The following is an 18,540-nucleotide window of genomic DNA, read 5'->3' on the forward strand; positions in this document are numbered from 1 at the left end:
AATCAAACGCATTCCTCTTAAAAAATATATGCAAAAAACGTATATTCGCTACGATGTTTTGCTATTCAAATTTTAAAATATTTCAAAATAAATCAATATCTTTTAAATGAATAATTTCAAGTTAATAATCATATTACTTGGGTTGCTAATAGTTTCTTGCAATCAAAAAAAAGACCTATTATTTGTTAACGTAACTCCTCAAGAAACAGGACTCGGTTTTAAAAACACCATAACAGAAACAAACGCTTTAAACATACTGGACTACATCTATTTTTACAACGGTGGCGGCGTTGCCATTGGTGATATAAATAACGATGGACTTGCGGATATTTTCTTGTCCGGTAACCAAGTAAAAAATAAATTGTACCTAAATAAAGGAAATCTTCAATTTGAAGACATTACTGATAAAGCCCAAGTTGGCGGAAACAGCTCCTGGAACACAGGTGCCATTATGGGCGATGTTAATGGCGACGGGCTTTTAGATATTTACGTTTGTGCCGTTGTTGGCCTAAATAATTTTATTGGGCATAACGAACTTTACATAAACAATGGCAACCAGACCTTCACCAAAAGTGCCGCGCAATACAAGCTAGACTTTCAATCTTTTGGTACATCGGCAGCCTTTTTAGATTACGATTTAGATGGCGATTTAGACCTCTACCTTTTAAACCACGCGGTGCATACTGATGAGTCTTACAAAGGTGTTAGTTTACGCCAAAAAAGAAATTATAAAACAGGCGATAAATTACTGCGAAATGATGGCGGAAAATTTACCAACGTAAGCGAAAAAGCCGGTATTATTGGCAGTATTAGCGGTTACGGATTAGGTGTTGCCGTTGCCGATTTTAACCAAGATGCCTATCCAGATATTTATGTTGGAAACGATTTTTATGAAGACGATTACTATTATTTAAACAATGGCGATGGCACCTTCTCTGAAAAATTAAGAGAATTTTTTGGGCATGCCAGCAGGTTTTCCATGGGCAACGATGTAGCCGATATAAACCACGATGGTTGGCCAGACCTTATGTCGTTGGATATGCTTCCCGAAGACGAAGTGGTTTTAAAATCTTCGCAAGGAGATGATGACGTGCAAACGCAAAACGTTCGCAAACTCATGTTTGGTTACCATTACCAATTTACAAGAAACATGCTGCACATCAATCAGCAAAACTCAAACTACATGGAAACCGCATTGTTAAGCGGTGTTGCGGCGACCGATTGGAGCTGGAGCTGCCTTTTTGCAGATTACAATCAAGATGGCAAACAAGATATTTTTGTAACCAACGGCATTTTAAAACGCCCCAATGATTTAGATTTTACCAACTTTTTTTCAAACGAAAAAATTCAAAATAATATAAACAATTCTAAATTGATGAATCAAGAATCACTTGATGCGATGCCTTCCGGAAAAGTGGGCAATTACATGTTTAAAGGCAGTAAAAATTTAGAGTTTGAAAACGTTTCCGAACAATGGATGCCCAACGAAAAACTCGTCTCTGGCGCAACCGCTTTGGGCGATTTGGATAACGATGGTGATATAGATATTGTGGTTAGTAACATTAACGATATAGTTTCGCTTTACATAAACCAAACCAATAATAAAACAACTAACAAAACCAGTTATCTCAAAATAAAATTTGATTACAAAAGCCCAAACCATTATGGTATTGGCACCAAGGTTTTTACATATAACCAAGGTAAACTCCAATATAAAGAATTGTACACAGCAAGAGGTTTTCAATCCTCATCAGAACCCATCATGCATTTTGGTTTTGGTGCTATTCAAAACATTGATTCTCTTAAAATAATATGGCCAAATAAAACCAGCCAGACTATAAAAAATGTGGCGCTAAATCAAACATTAACCATAAAACCAAGCAATACAAAACCCTTTGATTATAACTCACTTTTAAATAATCAAAAAAAGCTATTCAAAAAAACAGACAATAACTTAGGTATCGATTTTACGCATGTTGAAGACAAATATCTCGATTTCAACAGGCAAAAACTTATCCCTTACCGCGTTTCAGATCGTGGGCCAGCAGTAGCTGTTGGCGATTTGGATAACGACGGGAAAGATGATGTTTACTTTGGCGGATCGAAACAAAAAGCATCAAAAATATTTTTTCAAACCAATTCCACTTTTAAAGAAAATAGAATAAACATTTTTACCAACGACTCTATAAAAGAAGATGTAGAAGCACTTATTGCAGATTTTAATAACGACGCTAAAAACGATATAATTATTGGCTCTGGCGGCGCAGATTTTTCCAACAAAACCAAACCGCTACTCGATAGTTATTTTATACAAAACAACAAAGGTTTTAAAAGTGAAACCTTTCCGGAGTTTTACGAAAATGCATCGGTAATTATTGCAAACGATTTTGATAACGATAATGATTTAGATCTTTTTATAGGAAGCCACGCCGTATCTAGCGATTTTGGAAATATTCCGAATTCTTATATTCTAGAAAATGAAAACGGCACTTTTTCAATAGTAAAAAATGACGCTTTGCAAAAAACAGGTATGGTTACCGATGCTATATGGAGCGATTTTAACAATGATGGGCTAGTTGATTTGATTTTAGTTGGCGAATGGATGGCCCCAAAATTCTTCAAAAACAACAAAGGTGTTTTTACAGAAGAACAGCTTATCGATTCAAAATTAAAAGGCCTTTGGCGACACATTGAACCTTTTGATATTGATAACGATGGCGATACAGATTACCTTTTGGGAAATTGGGGCACCAACTCGAAATTTAAAGCCTCGCCAGATTACCCTATGCGCATGTATTATGGCGATTTTGACGGAAACGGACGCACAGAAACCATTGTGTGCACCTACAAAAACGGTGCTTATTACCCCTTATTGGGTTTAAACGAATTGGCAAGCCAACTTGTTAAATTACATAAAATTTTTACATCGTACAAAGACTTTGCAGGACAGCCCATTGAAGCTATTTTAGGAAAAAACAACATTGAAAAAGCCACCATACTAGAAGTTAACGAGCTTAAATCGGGCTACCTAAAAAACGAAAACAACCACTTTACTTTTGTACCTTTTAAAAACGAATTGCAAGTGTCGCCCATAAGCTCTTTTTTAAGTTTCGATTTTGATTCCGATGGAAAAGATGAAGTTTTGGCCGCAGGAAACTATTTTGGGGTTACACCTTTTCACGGTAAGTTCGATTCTTTTCCCGGAGCTCTTATAAAAAATGAAACTGACATTGTTTTAGGAAACAAAATAGGACTCGATTTTAGCGATAAAGCCATCAAAGAGCTGAGCATTATTCATTTCAATAAAAAACCATATTTATTAACAACGATAAACAACGATAAAGTTCAGGTTTACGAACTCATAAAATAAATATTTTTAAACATGAAATTAAATAAAGTATCATTCTTACTTATTTCAATAGGGTTATTTGTCGTGTCTTGTCAAAACAATTCAAAACCAATTGTTATAACACCCAACCATTTTCACGCATCGGTTGATAAGGTTGTTGAAGTTATGGTGCACGATATATTTTCTCCACCGGTTGCAAGCCGGATTTTTGCTTATCCAAATATTGCAGCTTATGAAATCATCGCGCAAAATGATTCCGCATACAATTCACTAAAAGGGCAAATAACACATTTAAAAAGCATTCCTAGAGCCAAAACCAAAAACATCAATTATCAATTAGCAGCTTTAATTGCCCATATTGATGTGAGCAAACATTTAATTTTTTCTGAACAGCTTATTGAAACTTATCGAGATAGCTTATACCAAGTTTGGGAATCTGAAAATAAATTAGAGTTTGAAGTTTCAAAACATTACGGTCTTCAGGTTTCAAATTTTATTGTAAACTGGATGAATGATGATAATTATAACCAAACGCGAACCATGCCTAAATTTACCATCGAACCAGAAAATGAGGCACGTTGGCAACCTACGCCACCTGCCTATATGGATGCAATTGAGCCACATTGGGGTAAAATCCGGCCGTTTGCCATAGATTCATCAGCTCAATTTAAACCTGTTTTGCCGCCCGAATTTTCAATAAACGAAGATTCAGATTTTTACAAGGAGCTTAAAGAAGTTTATGACATTAGCAACCAAATCACCGAAGAAGGCGATAACTCTGAAAAAATACTAATTGCCCGATTTTGGGATTGCAATCCGTATGTTTCAGTTACACGCGGGCACTTAATGTTTGCAGTAAAAAAAATAACTCCGGGCGCACATTGGATTGGCATAACAAAAATTGCTTGCAAAATCGAAAATGCCAATTTTAACCGCACCGTTTTCGCATACACCAAAACAGCCATCGCCATTGCCGATGCCTTTATAAGTTGTTGGGACGAAAAATACCGTAGCAACCTTGTAAGGCCCGAAACACTTATAAACAAATATTTTGATGCCGATTGGAAACCCATATTACAAACGCCACCTTTTCCGGAATACACCAGCGGACACTCAGTAGTTTCTGGAGCCGCCGCTACAGTATTAACCAATATTTTTGGTGATAATTTTAGTTTTTTAGACGATACCGAAACCGCCTATGGCTTGCCCGTACGCCCATTTACATCGTTTAATGCCGCCGCCAAAGAAGCAGCTATTAGCAGAATGTATGGTGGCATTCATTACAGAGCCGCAGTTGAAGTGGGCATTAATCAGGGTATAAAAATTGGCGATTTAGTAAGCCAACAGTTACTAATGGAAAACTAGAATTGCTCACTTTACCTCTTTGCAAGTAATTATTTTGAAAGCTTAGTGTTATGAATAAAACTTCACAAGAATTTAACATCTAAAACCTTATCTTTGCAACTTTGCATTTCTATGACTAATTTCGAAGAATTTATTGAAGTAAAAGGCGCACGCGTTCATAATCTTAAAAATATTGATGTGTCTATTCCTCGCGAAAAACTGGTAGTAATTACCGGTTTATCGGGTAGCGGAAAATCATCTTTAGCCTTCGATACCATTTATGCCGAAGGGCAACGCAGGTACATAGAAACCTTTTCGGCCTATGCGAGGCAATTTTTAGGCGGATTAGAACGGCCCGATGTCGATAAAATTGATGGACTTTCTCCCGTTATTGCCATCGAGCAAAAAACAACCAGCAAATCACCACGCTCTACCGTTGGTACTATTACCGAGATTTACGATTTTATGCGCTTACTTTTTGCGCGTGCCAGTGATGCATATAGCTACAACACAGGCGACAAAATGATAAGCTACAGCGACCAGCAAATTAAAGAGCTTATTATAAGTGATTTTAGCGGAAAGCGTATTAATATACTTGCCCCCGTTATAAGGTCTCGTAAAGGGCATTACCGCGAATTGTTCGAGCAAATTGGCAAACAGGGTTTTGTAAAAGTACGAACCGATGGCGAAATTCGAGATATTGTTAAGGGCATGAAACTGGACCGTTACAAAACCCACGACATTGAGATTGTTATCGATAGGTTGGTAATTGATGATTCTGCAGATAACGACAAACGTCTTAACGAAACCATTAATACAGCTATGTATCACGGCGAAGACGTTCTTTTAGTTATCGATCAAGACACACAAGAAGCACGTTACTTTAGCCGAAATTTAATGTGCCCCTCTTCTGGAATTTCGTACCCAAATCCAGAACCCAATAATTTCTCGTTCAACTCACCAAAAGGCGCCTGCCCAAACTGTAACGGTATTGGGGAATTATACCAAGTAAATGAAAATAAAATTATTCCAGACGATTCACTTTCTATAAAAAATGGAGCACTAGCGCCTCATGGCCCAGAAAAAAATTCTTGGATTTTTAAGCAATTTGAAACCATTGCACAACGCTTCAATTTTAAATTAACTGATGCTTACAAAAATATTCCGAAAGCTGCCAAACAGATGATTTTATACGGTGGCAACGAAAAGTTTTCTATTGAAAGTAAAACTTTGGGCGTTACCCGCAATTACAAAATAGATTTTGAAGGTGTTGCAAACTTTATTGAAAACCAATACAAAACGGCCGAATCTCAGTCGCTAAAACGTTGGGCAAAAGACTATATGGACAAAATTAAATGTCCAGTTTGCGAAGGCTCTCGATTAAAAAAAGAATCGCTTTATTTCAAAATAAACAATAAAAACATAGCAGAACTTGCCAATACCGATATTGCTGAACTTGCCGATTGGTTTAATACCTTGCACGAGCACCTTTCAGAAAAACAATTAAAAATAGCAGAAGAAGTTGTAAAGGAAATTAAATCGCGATTGCAATTTTTGTTGGATGTTGGGTTAGATTATTTATCGCTAAATAGAAGCTCTAAATCCTTATCTGGTGGCGAAGCACAGCGCATTCGTTTGGCAACGCAAATAGGCTCTCAACTGGTTGGAGTGCTTTATATTTTAGACGAACCCAGTATTGGGTTACATCAGCGCGACAACGAAAAACTTATCAATTCATTGGTATCATTACGAGATATTGGGAACTCCGTTATTGTAGTTGAGCACGATAAAGACATGATAGAACGTGCCGATTATGTGATTGATATTGGCCCAAAAGCAGGGAAATACGGTGGCGAAATAATTAGCATTGGAAATCCTGATGAGCTAAAAACACACGATACACTTACCGCCGATTATTTAAACGGCAACAAAACCATAGAAATCCCCAAAAAACGCCGTAAAGGAAACGGTAAATTTTTAGAGCTAACAGGCTGCACCGGAAATAACTTAAAAAACATTTCGGTAAAATTCCCCTTAGGAAAAATGATTGGTGTTACAGGGGTTTCGGGCAGCGGAAAATCTACGTTAATAAACGAAACGCTCTACCCAATTTTAAACGCGCATTATTTTAATGGTGTTAAAAAACCAATGCCTTATAAAAGCATAAAAGGCTTGGAACATATTGATAAGGTTATAGACATTAACCAATCGCCCATCGGGAGAACACCGCGAAGCAACCCCGTAACCTATACAGGCACTTTTAGCGAAATTAGAGCCTTATATGCTAAAATCCCCGAGGCTATGATTCGCGGTTATAAAGCGGGCCGATTTAGTTTTAACGTTACTGGCGGACGCTGCGAAACCTGTAAAGGCGGCGGATTGCGCGTTATAGAAATGAATTTTCTCCCCGATGTTTATGTCGAGTGCGAAACCTGCCAAGGCAAACGTTTCAATCGTGAAACCTTAGAAATTCGCTATAAAGGAAAATCGATTAGCGATGTATTGAACATGACGATTAACGAAGCGGTAGAGTTTTTCGAGCATATCCCTAAAATCAATAGAAAACTCAAAACCATTAAAGATGTTGGTTTAGGCTACATTACTTTGGGGCAACAAAGCACAACACTTTCTGGCGGTGAGGCGCAACGTATAAAACTCGCCACCGAATTAAGTAAACGCGACACAGGAAACACTTTTTATATTTTAGACGAACCCACTACTGGACTTCATTTTGAAGACATTAGAGTGCTTATGATTGTACTTAACAAGCTTGTAAACAAAGGCAATACGGTGTTGATTATTGAACACAATTTAGATGTTATTAAAACCGTTGACCACGTTATAGACATAGGTTACGAAGGCGGTAAAGGCGGTGGACAAATAATTGCCGAAGGCTCGCCAGAAGGCATTATAAAACACAAAAAAAGCCATACCGCAAAATTTTTAAAAAAAGAGTTAAATTAGCCTACTAATCTATAGTCGATAGACTTTAGACTCTTGAAAAAAATGCAAAACCAACACCTAAAGACTACCAACTAAAGACTACAAAAAAATGAGAAAAGAAAAACACCATAAAGGCTGGAACGAGATTAAAACAAACGATTCTTGGGCTATTTTTAAAATTATGGGCGAGTTTGTTAATGGCTACGAAAAACTAAGTAAAATAGGCCCTTGCGTATCTATATTCGGGTCAGCAAGAACCAAACCAGACAACAAGTATTACAAACAAGCCGAAAGTATTGCCAAAAGTATTGTAGAATCTGGTTACGGTGTTATTACAGGTGGTGGCCCAGGCATTATGGAAGCAGGAAATAAAGGAGCGCATTTAGGAGGCGGCACTTCTGTTGGGCTAAATATAGACCTGCCTTTCGAGCAGCACGACAACCCGTATATTGACCCAGATAAAAGCTTGGATTTCGATTATTTTTTTGTACGCAAAGTCATGTTTGTAAAATACTCCCAAGGTTTTGTGGTTATGCCTGGGGGCTTTGGCACTTTAGATGAACTTTTTGAAGCGCTTACACTTATACAAACCCATAAAATTGAAAAATTCCCCATTATTTTGGTGGGTACAGATTTTTGGGAAGGCCTTTTAGAATGGATAAAAAAAACCTTGTTAATTACATTTGGAAATATATCTGCTGAAGATTTAAACTTAATTCATTTAGTAGATACCGAAGAAGAGGTAATTGATATTTTAGATGCTTTTTACAAAGAATCAGATTTAAAACCTAATTTTTAACAAGCAAAACTTTTATAATACAAAGGCTTTAACATTAACCAAACACGATATTGTATTATATTGCAAAGCCATTATTATTGTTAACCTTATTAATGCTATAATTAAATTGAAGTTACGCCCTTTTTTTTCTATCCTATTTATCTTTAGCAGCATCATAAATTTTAGTCAAAATAAAATTGACCTAAAAGCTGATTTCGATATTGAGAACAGAAAAATAACCATATCGCAAACCATTCAATATAAAAACACATCGAAAGATATACTACAAAGCATTTACCTTAACGATTGGAGCAATAGCTACGCTACAAAAACAACACCACTTGCCATTAGGTTTGCCGAAGAGTACAACAATCAATTCCATTTAGCAAAAAACGAAGATAGGGGCTACTCGGTAATTACCTCAATTAGGCAAAACAACCAACCATTGGTTTTTAGCCAGCTAAAAAACCAATTGGATGTTGTAAAAGTAGATTTAAAAACACCTTTAAAACCCAATGAAACCTACACCATTAATCTAGAATATATTGTACAAATACCAAAAGATAAATTTACAAGTTACGGCATTTCGGAAACTGGAGATTTAAGCCTGCGATATTGGTACATAACCCCTGCGGTTTACAATGGCAAATGGCAGTATTACAGCAATAAGAATTTAGACGATTTATTTGTCCCTAAAGCAGACTTGAATTTAGAGATAAGCTGTCCTAAAGGTTATACCATTACTTCAGAATTAAATATAAGTAACAAAACCCAAAGCACTAAAAAACAAACCGTTACCCTAAAAGGAAAAAACAGAATAGACAGTAAATTGTTTTTAAGTAAAGTTTCAGATTTCGAAACCATACAAACCCAAGGCTTATCATTAATATCGAATATAAAAAATGGAGAACTGGACGTTTTAGACAAGGTTTTAATCACCGAGAAAATAACCAAATTCCTATTTAATAACTTTGGCAAGTATCCGCACGAAAAACTGGTGTTAAGCAACATCGATTACAATAAAGACCCTATTTATGGCTTAAATTTTCTGCCCAGTTTTATTAAACTTTACCCCAATCATTTTCAATACGAATTAAAACTTCTAAAAGTCGCACTGCACAATTACCTGGAAAGCACCTTGTTAATAAACCCAAGAAAAGACCAATGGCTGTTTGATGGCATACAAATTTATTATTTAATAAATTATGTTGAAGCCCATTACCCAAACATGAAATTTCTTGGTTCGCTAGCAGATTTTTGGGGCGTTAGGTCGTTTCATGCTGCAAACATGTCTTTTAACGATAAATACATATTCGCGTTTATGACGATGGCAAGAACCAACAGAGACCAGCCCTTAACCATGGCCAAAGACTCTCTGCTTAAATTTAATGCCAGCATAGCAAATAAGTACAAAGCTGCGGTTGGCCTTAAATATTTAGATGATTTTATAAATGACAGCATTTTAGAAAACACGCTAAAATCATTTTTAGAGCAAACAAAACTTAAGCAAACATCGCCCAAAGCCTTTGAAGCTTATATAAAAACAAAAACACAAAAAGATATCGATTGGTTTTTTAAAGATTATATAAACACCAGAAAAAAAATAGACTTTAAAATAAAAAAGGTTAAAAAAACAGAAGACTCCATAACCTTAACCATAAAGAACAAAAGAAATAACAGTATGCCTATTTCTTTATACACATTGAACAACGACAGCATTATTTCTAAATCTTGGATAGAAAATGTTACAAAAAGCAAAACGATTACCATACCACGAAACAATGGCAATAAGCTGGTTTTAAATTACGAACAAATCATTCCAGAGCAGAATTTAAGAGACAACTGGAAATCGCTGAAAGGCTTCTTTTTTAACAACAAACCCTTACAATTCAGGCTTTTTAAAGATATTGAAGACCCTAATTACAACCAAGTATTCCTAATGCCACTAGCCGAATTTAATAACATTTACGATGGCATTACTTTTGGAATAAAAGCCTACAACACCACACTGCTTAGAAAACAGTTTAATTATAAAATACAACCCCGATACGCCTTAAAATCGAAATCCTTTACCGGTGCAGCTTCGGCATCAGTAACCCACTATTTACAAAACAGCAACCTTTATTCTATAAATTACGGAATACAAGGCAGCTACACCTCTTTTGCAGAAGATCTATTTGTTAGAAAAATAATACCATCGCTAACATTTTTATTTAGAAATGACAATGATTTTAGATCGAACAAACGCCAACGCTTAAAGTTAAGATATATAGACATTCACAGAGACAAAGACCTAAACAACATAACAAACGCAGACGAGCCCAACTACAACATATTTAACGTAAACTACTTAAACTCTAACGACAACCTAATAAACTTTAGCAAGTGGTCCACAGACTTGCAAATAGCCAAAACATTCAGTAAAGTTTCATTTAATTACGAATACAGAAAGCTATTTGAAAGCAACAGGCAATTAAACCTAAGATTTTACACCGGCGCCTTTTTAAGCAACAGAACCGATATCACTTCAGATTATTTTAGCTTTGCACTCGATAGGCCAACCGATTATTTATTTGATTACAACTACTTGGGGCGTTCTGAAGCCACCGGAATATTCAGCCAACAGTACATAACCGCAGAAGGCGGCTTTAAATCGAAACTAAAAACCCCATTTGCAAACCAATGGATTAGCACATTTAACGCCAGCACGACACTATGGAAATACATTTTGGCATACGGCGATATGGGCTTTGTAAAAAATAAATTTGATAACCCAAAATTTGTTTACGATTCGGGTATTAGAATCAATCTGGTAACTGATTATTTTGAAATCTATTTCCCCATATATTCAAATTTGGGCTGGGAAATTGGGCAACCTCACTACGACCAAAAAATAAGATTCAAGTTTACCGTAGATCCGCAATCGCTATTAGGGCTATTTAGAAGACGCTGGTATTAAAACCCAAATCCTTTAAGCTATTTTCATTAAATCTGTTGTTTTATTAAACTATTAACAATTCAATTAAAATAAAATACGAATTTATAAGAATTACTCAATTTGTTTATATATCTAATAATTGTAAAAACGACAAAATTTAACTACTTTTGCAAATGTAAAAACCCTTAAAAATGCAAACCATTCCAGATTTGAAAAACAACATCTCTTTTGAAGATTTTAAAGCAGAGGTCCTAAACGATTACACCATTGCTGTAAGAAGTAGAGAATGTAGTTTACTGGGGCGTCGCGAGGTATTAACCGGTAAAGCAAAATTTGGCATTTTTGGAGACGGTAAAGAGCTGCCTCAACTAGCCATGGCCAAAGCCTTTTTAAAGGGCGATTGGAGGTCTGGTTACTACCGCGACCAAACCTTTATGATGGCCATTGGAGAACTAAACCCAGAGCAGTTTTTTTCAGGACTTTACGCCAACACAGACATTAACCTGGAACCAATGTCTGCAGGCCGCCAAATGGGAGGGCATTTTACAACCCACAGTCTAGATGATAACGGAAATTGGAAAGACTTAACCACCCAATACAACTCCAGTGCAGACATCTCTTGTACCGCTGGACAAATGCCGCGTTTATTGGGGTTGGCACAGGCTTCAAAAATATTTAGGGAAGTTAAAGGCATTAACACCAGTAATTTTTCTAATAACGGAAACGAAGTTGCTTGGGGCACCATAGGCAATGCCAGTACAAGCGAAGGCTTGTTTTTCGAAACCATAAATGCCGCTGGCGTTTTACAAGTACCAATGGTTATTAGCATTTGGGACGACGAATACGGTATTTCGGTACACGCTAAACATCAAACTACCAAAGAAAATATCTCTGAAATATTAAAAGGGTTTCAACGCGACAAAACCAACAAAGGTTTTGAGATTCTACGTGTTAAAGGTTGGGATTATGCCAATCTTGTTGAAACCTACCAAGAAGCCTCTACCATTGCCAGAGAAGAACATGTACCGGTACTTATACACGTTACAGAATTAACCCAACCCCAAGGGCACTCTACTTCTGGTTCGCACGAACGCTACAAGTCTCCAGAGCGCTTGGAATGGGAAAAGAAAACCGACTGCAACCTATTAATGCGCCAATGGATTATTGAAAGCGGTATTGCCACCAACGAAACACTTACAGATATAGAGCGCCAACAAAAAAAAATAGTTAGAACAGCAAAAAACAAAGCATGGAGCGACTTTTTACAACCCATACTTAAAGAAAAACAGCAATTAATCTCTATATTGAACAGCGTTGCAAACACAAGCAGCAATGGGGTGTTTGTTAAGCCCCTTATAAATAGCTTATCTACCATAAACGAACCTTCCAGAAAAGACATTATCTCGCATGCCAGAAAAGCATTAAGGCACACTTTAGGAGAGAACAACGAAGCCAAAGAGCAACTGGCCACATGGATAGATACTACTATTGAAGCTTTACAACCAAAATTCAGCTCGCATTTATATTCCAATACCAAACAGTCCCCAACTCTTGTAAAGGAAATAAAACCTTGTTATGATGTTGACGCACCCCAAGTAGATGGACGCATTATTTTGCGCGATAATTTCGATGCTATTTTCAATACCTATCCAGAGGCCTTAATATTTGGTGAAGACTCAGGAGCTATTGGCGATGTTAACCAAGGTCTAGAAGGCTTACAAGAAAAATACGGTGAGCTTAGAGTAGCCGATGCAGGAATACGCGAGGCCACCATAGTAGGCCAAGGTATTGGTATGGCATTACGCGGTTTGCGACCCATTGCAGAAATACAGTATTTAGACTACATTATGTACGCCCTACAAATTATTAGCGACGACTTGGCCACAACGCATTACAGAACAAAAGGCAAACAAAAAGCACCTTTAATCTTAAGAACACGTGGGCACCGGCTAGAAGGCATCTGGCATTCTGGTTCTCAAATGGGTGGCATCATCAATTTAGTACGCGGTGTTCATGTTTTAGTGCCAAGAAACATGACCAAAGCCGCTGGCTTTTACAACACCCTTTTGCAAGGAGACGACCCCGCATTAGTAATTGAATGCCTTAATGGCTATAGGCTAAAAGAGAAAATGCCCAATAATTTAAGTGCTATTAAAACACCTATTGGCGTGGTTGAAACCTTAAAAACCGGTACAGATATTACACTGGTATCTTACGGCTCTACACTTCGAATTGTACAGGAAAGCGCCAAAGAATTGCTCTCGGTTGGTATAGATGCCGAAGTAATTGATGTACAGTCTTTATTACCATTCGATTTAAACCACGACATAGTAAAAAGCATAGCCAAAACCAATCGAGTTATGGTTATAGATGAAGATGTTCCCGGTGGCGCATCGGCCTATATTTTAAACGAAATATTAAACACCCAAAACGCGTATCAATATCTAGATGGGCAACCCAAAACCCTAACCGCAAAGGCGCACAGACCTGCCTATAGCAACGATGGCGATTATTTCTCGAAGCCATCGGCCGAAGATATTTTTGAAGCCGTTTACGAGGTCATGCACGAAGCCAACCCAGAAAACTACCCAAAATTAAGGTAATTAAATCCATATAAAAGCCCACAAGAGTTTATTCCATATAAAGCAAAAAGGTTTTATTTATAAATTTAACCTAAATAGCAAATTTCTTTTTTTAACTTGCTGCATGCTTATTTTAATAGCTTAATTAAAACCATAACATTTACGACAAAAGCCTTTGTTTTTTCGCTTAACGCGGAAATTAACAAATAATAAACAAAATGAAAGCAGTATCGGTAACGGTAATAAAAAAGGAATTACAGCATCAATCGGCAGACGAATTAATAAAACTTTGCTTGCGTTTATCGCGATTTAAAAAAGAAAACAAAGAACTGCTTACCTATTTATTGTTTGAATCATTCAATGAAGACGGTTATATCGCATCGGTTAAAAATTATATTGATGAGGAATTTGAAACCATTAATACAAAAAGTTATTTTTACATTAGAAAAAGCGTTCGGAAAATTTTAAAAAACATAAAAAAGTACATCCGGTATTCACAAAAAAAGGAAACCGAAGTGGAACTACTGCTCTACTTCTGCCAGAAATTAAAAGACTTTTCTCCAAACATAAAATACAGTACTCAATTGCAAAACACCTATAACCGCCAAATCCTTTTAACAAAAAAGGCAATAGCGACCTTGCACGACGATTTGCAATACGATTATAATTTGATGTTAGAGGATTTGCAAGCTTAAAAACAAGTGTTAACCAAAATTTGCTATATTATGGCAGCAAGCTATAACAACACAGAACAAAACAAATAGAAAATATTATGCCACAGGTTTTTAAAAGGTAAAAAAAACCAAAAATGAGTCTAGTTAAAACATATAAAAAAGTAAACAGCTACAAGGATGAGCTAAGTTTTGGAATCTCCAAAATGGAAGCTATATACACCAAGCGAAACGGTAAAATAGACGAACCCCACAGACACGATTACTATACGGTTTTAATTATACATAAAGCAAAAGGGCTGCATAAAATAGACTTTAACGCGTATAGCTTATCTAAAAAACAAATTTTCTTTGTATCGCCCGGGCAGGTGCACCAAGTTATGGAGGCTGAAAAATCTTTTGGCTACTCAATGGTGTTTTCCAATCAGTTTTTGTTAGAAAACTCTATTCCGTTATCGTTTGTAGAAAACTTAAACCTTTTTCAAAACTACGGACAAAGCCCTCCTTTATCACCAAAGCACGAACAATTTAAAGCCATAGATAACTTTGCCAATCAAATTTTTAAACTCTTCAATAGCGAAAACAACATGAAATTCTTGTCTATTGGCGCATTTTTAAAACTGTTACTTATAGAATGCAACAATGTTTGTGCCATAAACCCCATAGAATCTGATGTCGATACAACTGGAGAAAGCCTAATCAGGGCATTTAAAAAAGGGGTTGAAAAAAATTATAAAAAAGAACACTCCACTACATTTTACGCTAACAAGCTTCATATTACACCAGACCATTTAAACCGAACGGTAAAAGCTCGCATCGGTAAAACCGCAAAAGACTACATTCAAACCAGAATAATAACCGAAGCTAAACGGTTACTCTATTTTACTGCCTTATCGAATAAAGAAATTGGCTACGAATTAGGCTTTAACGAGCCTGCCAATTTTAGTGCGTTTTTTAAAAAACACACGCAAGTATCGCCTTCAAACTTCAAGAAAAACGAAAAAAAGCATTAAATATCGTTTTTTTATAAGTTTCTACCTTTTTTTTATATTCTAAGGTTTTTTTAACCGCCCCATCTTTGCATCATAAAAATAAAACAAACTAAGATGCAGGCAAGTATAACTAATAAAAAAACCATGAACAAAATAATTCACAAAGCAGAAACAAGAGGACACGCCAATCACGGTTGGTTAAACTCGTACCACACCTTTAGTTTTGCCAATTATTACAATCCGGAAAGAATTAATTTTGGCGCACTTCGTGTCTTAAACGACGACCGTGTACAAGCAGGAATGGGGTTTGGCACGCATCCGCACGATAACATGGAAATCATTTCAATTCCGTTAGATGGCGATTTAGAACACAAAGACAGTATGGGCAATGTGGCCGTAATTAAAGAAGGCGATGTGCAAGTAATGAGTGCTGGAACGGGCATAACGCATTCAGAAAAAAACAAAAACAAAGACAAAGAAGTAAAATTTCTTCAGATTTGGGTGTTTCCAAAAACAAAAAATGTAACACCTCGATACGACCAAATTTCTATCAGGGAAATCGCCAAAGACAATAAATTCTACCAAGTGCTTTCTCCAAATAAAAACGACCAAGGTGTTTGGTTGCATCAAGATGCTTGGTTTCATTTAGGGAATTTTACAAAAGGAAACACCGATGAATACAAAATCAAAAAAAACGGCAATGGCGTTTATGCGTTTATCTTAAATGGTGAAGTGGAAATTGATGGCGAAAAATTATCTAAAAGAGACGGAATAGGTATTTGGGACACAGAAAGTATTAGTGTAAAAGCCACAGAAAATGCTCGTGTACTTTTAATGGAAGTACCAATGACAATGTAAACAAACCATTTAATTACAATCTTTAAATTTTAAAAACCTTATAATGGAAACAACAATAAAACAACAAGAAAACAAAGGTTTTGCAGTAGCTAGAGAAGGTAGTGAACGAGCTGGTATAATGACTTACTCGATACCTTCCCCAAGTTTTATTATTATAGATCATACAGAAGTAGAGCTACCATTTAAAGGAAAAGGAGTTGGTAAACAATTGCTCTATAAGATTGTGGAAATGGCAAGAGAGAAAAACATAAAAATAATACCATTATGTCCATTTGCAAATGCCATGTTTAAAAAATCAGCAGATATTAAAGACGTTTTAAAACAATAATAAATTAACCGTTTAATCAGTAAAAAAAATGAAAAAAACAACAAAGCACATGTTCTATTCAGGCGATTACCCTAGTAACGTAAATAACGCTCTTTTAATACTACGCGTAGTAATCGGAATTTTTATGCTAACCCACGGCTGGGGCAAACTAGTAACTTTATTTGGCAGCGGCCCAATACAATTTCCAGATCCATTGGGCGTTGGGGCAACGGCTTCTTTGGCACTTACCGTATTTTCAGAAGTTGTCTGTTCTATATTGCTAATTTTAGGTTTGGCCACCCGTTTTGCAGCAATACCCTTGTTAATAACCATGCTGGTTGCAGCCTTTGTTATACACGCAAACGATGGCTTTGCTAAGCAAGAATTTGCACTTCTGTATGCGGTAATATACCTAAGCATTGCAATAATAGGTGCTGGTAAATACTCTTTAGATTATTTGCTATCGAAAAATAAATAAAAATAAAAACATAAAAATTATAAAAAATGAACAATACAAATTGGTCAATAGACAACGCACATTCAGAAATTGCTTTTAAGGTAAAGCACATGATGATTTCTACAGTAACAGGTCATTTCGAAGATTTTCAGGCAACTGCAAAAACACATGGATATAATTTTAATAATGCCAGTTTTCAATTTAGTGCTAAAACCGCATCTATAAATACCAAAAACAAAGACAGAGATGCCCATTTAAAATCGGACGACTTTTTTAATGCTGAAAAATTTCCCGAACTAAAATTTACATCAAAATCATTTAATGGCGATGAATTAATTGGCGATTTAACCATAAGAGACGTAACCAAAGAAATTACCTTAGATGTAGATTTTAATGGAATAGCCGTTGACCCTTATGGACAAACAAAAGCTGGTTTTGAAATTACCGGGAAACTTAACAGAAAAGACTACAACCTTACTTGGAGCGCCGTTACAGAAGCGGGCAGCATTGTCGTATCAGACACGGTAAAGTTGGTAATTGATGTACAATTAATAAAACAATCTTAACTAAATCATGCAATTAATAGAAAACTTAAAATGGCGCTATGCCACCAAAAAGTTTGATGCTTCAAAAAAAGTAGCGCAACACCACATAGATTATATAAAAGAAGCGGTACAGCTATCTGCCTCTTCTTATGGCCTTCAACCTTATAAAGTCCTGGAAATCAAAAGTCCTGAAATAAGAGAACAACTAAAACCCTTATCCTGGAATCAAACACAAATTACAGAGGCTTCGCATTTATTTGTATTTTGTAATACTGTTGAAGTAACAGATAAAGATGTTGATGATTTGATGCAATTAAAAGCCAAAACCAACAATATTCCAATCGAAAATATCTCGGGTTATGGCAATTTTGTAAAAGGCAAAATCAAAGAAAAATCGGCAATTGAAATGTTTTATTGGACAGCCAAACAAACCTACATTGCACTATCAAACGCAATAACTGCCTGCGCAACATTACAAATAGACTGTACACCCATGGAGGGTTTCGATGCAAATGCCATCAATGAAAAATTAAAGCTAAAGGCAAAAGGGCTAAATGCCACTGTATTACTAGCAGTTGGTTATAGACATTCTGAGGATACAGCACAAAACCAAAAAAAAACAAGAAAAACCATTGATACAATTTTTGAAGAACTCAAATAACTTAAAAAAACATCAATACAAAAAAGCAACAACGGTTTGGGAGACATCTCAAATCGTTGTTGTGAATTATAAAATTGCTATCAACTCTAAATTATAAACTCTAAATTAGCCATGG

13 protein-coding genes are annotated in these 18,540 nt (G+C 36.1%); all 13 read left to right on the forward strand.

Annotation, left to right across the window (positions count from 1 at the left end; genetic code table 11):
- Positions 1-106 precede the first annotated feature (106 nt).
- On the forward strand, positions 107-3,370 hold the full coding sequence (locus ACFSQS_RS04435) for a VCBS repeat-containing protein (protein WP_388014701.1): 3,264 nt from the start codon (positions 107-109) through the stop codon (positions 3,368-3,370).
- A 12-nt stretch (positions 3,371-3,382) separates the two neighbouring features.
- A complete protein-coding gene (locus tag ACFSQS_RS04440) occupies positions 3,383-4,714 on the forward strand; it encodes a vanadium-dependent haloperoxidase (protein WP_388014704.1) in 1,332 nt (443 codons plus the stop codon).
- A gap of 111 nt (positions 4,715-4,825) precedes the next feature.
- On the forward strand, positions 4,826-7,657 hold the full coding sequence (uvrA, locus tag ACFSQS_RS04445) for an excinuclease ABC subunit UvrA (RefSeq protein WP_388014707.1): 2,832 nt from the start codon (positions 4,826-4,828) through the stop codon (positions 7,655-7,657).
- 88 nt (positions 7,658-7,745) lie between these two features.
- Positions 7,746-8,435: an LOG family protein gene (locus ACFSQS_RS04450; RefSeq protein WP_388014710.1), complete on the forward strand. Its 690-nt coding sequence runs from the start codon at positions 7,746-7,748 to the stop codon at positions 8,433-8,435.
- A 106-nt stretch (positions 8,436-8,541) separates the two neighbouring features.
- Positions 8,542-11,373: a metalloprotease gene (locus ACFSQS_RS04455; protein WP_388014713.1), complete on the forward strand. Its 2,832-nt coding sequence runs from the start codon at positions 8,542-8,544 to the stop codon at positions 11,371-11,373.
- Between the two features lie 170 nt (positions 11,374-11,543).
- Positions 11,544-13,955 carry an alpha-ketoacid dehydrogenase subunit alpha/beta gene (locus ACFSQS_RS04460; RefSeq protein ID WP_388014716.1) on the forward strand — a complete coding sequence of 804 codons (2,412 nt, stop codon included), beginning with the start codon at positions 11,544-11,546 and terminating at the stop codon, positions 13,953-13,955.
- A 197-nt stretch (positions 13,956-14,152) separates the two neighbouring features.
- On the forward strand, positions 14,153-14,629 hold the full coding sequence (locus ACFSQS_RS04465) for a hypothetical protein (protein WP_388014719.1): 477 nt from the start codon (positions 14,153-14,155) through the stop codon (positions 14,627-14,629).
- Between the two features lie 113 nt (positions 14,630-14,742).
- Positions 14,743-15,618, forward strand: coding sequence for an AraC family transcriptional regulator (locus ACFSQS_RS04470; protein WP_388014722.1), 876 nt, complete (start codon positions 14,743-14,745; stop codon positions 15,616-15,618).
- Between the two features lie 123 nt (positions 15,619-15,741).
- A complete protein-coding gene (locus tag ACFSQS_RS04475) occupies positions 15,742-16,455 on the forward strand; it encodes a pirin family protein (RefSeq protein WP_388014725.1) in 714 nt (237 codons plus the stop codon).
- 43 nt (positions 16,456-16,498) lie between these two features.
- Positions 16,499-16,783 (forward strand): GNAT family N-acetyltransferase, encoded by a 285-nt coding sequence (locus ACFSQS_RS04480; protein ID WP_388014728.1) that lies wholly within the window; start codon positions 16,499-16,501, stop codon positions 16,781-16,783.
- Between the two features lie 28 nt (positions 16,784-16,811).
- A complete protein-coding gene (locus ACFSQS_RS04485) occupies positions 16,812-17,240 on the forward strand; it encodes a DoxX family protein (protein ID WP_388014731.1) in 429 nt (142 codons plus the stop codon).
- A gap of 26 nt (positions 17,241-17,266) precedes the next feature.
- On the forward strand, positions 17,267-17,785 hold the full coding sequence (locus tag ACFSQS_RS04490; protein ID WP_388014734.1) for a YceI family protein: 519 nt from the start codon (positions 17,267-17,269) through the stop codon (positions 17,783-17,785).
- 7 nt (positions 17,786-17,792) lie between these two features.
- Positions 17,793-18,425: an NAD(P)H-dependent oxidoreductase gene (locus ACFSQS_RS04495; protein ID WP_388014737.1), complete on the forward strand. Its 633-nt coding sequence runs from the start codon at positions 17,793-17,795 to the stop codon at positions 18,423-18,425.
- The last annotated feature ends 115 nt before the right edge of the window (positions 18,426-18,540 follow it).

The organism is Gelatiniphilus marinus (genome assembly GCF_042684345.1).
Lineage (GTDB): Bacteria > Bacteroidota > Bacteroidia > Flavobacteriales > Flavobacteriaceae > Gelatiniphilus > Gelatiniphilus marinus.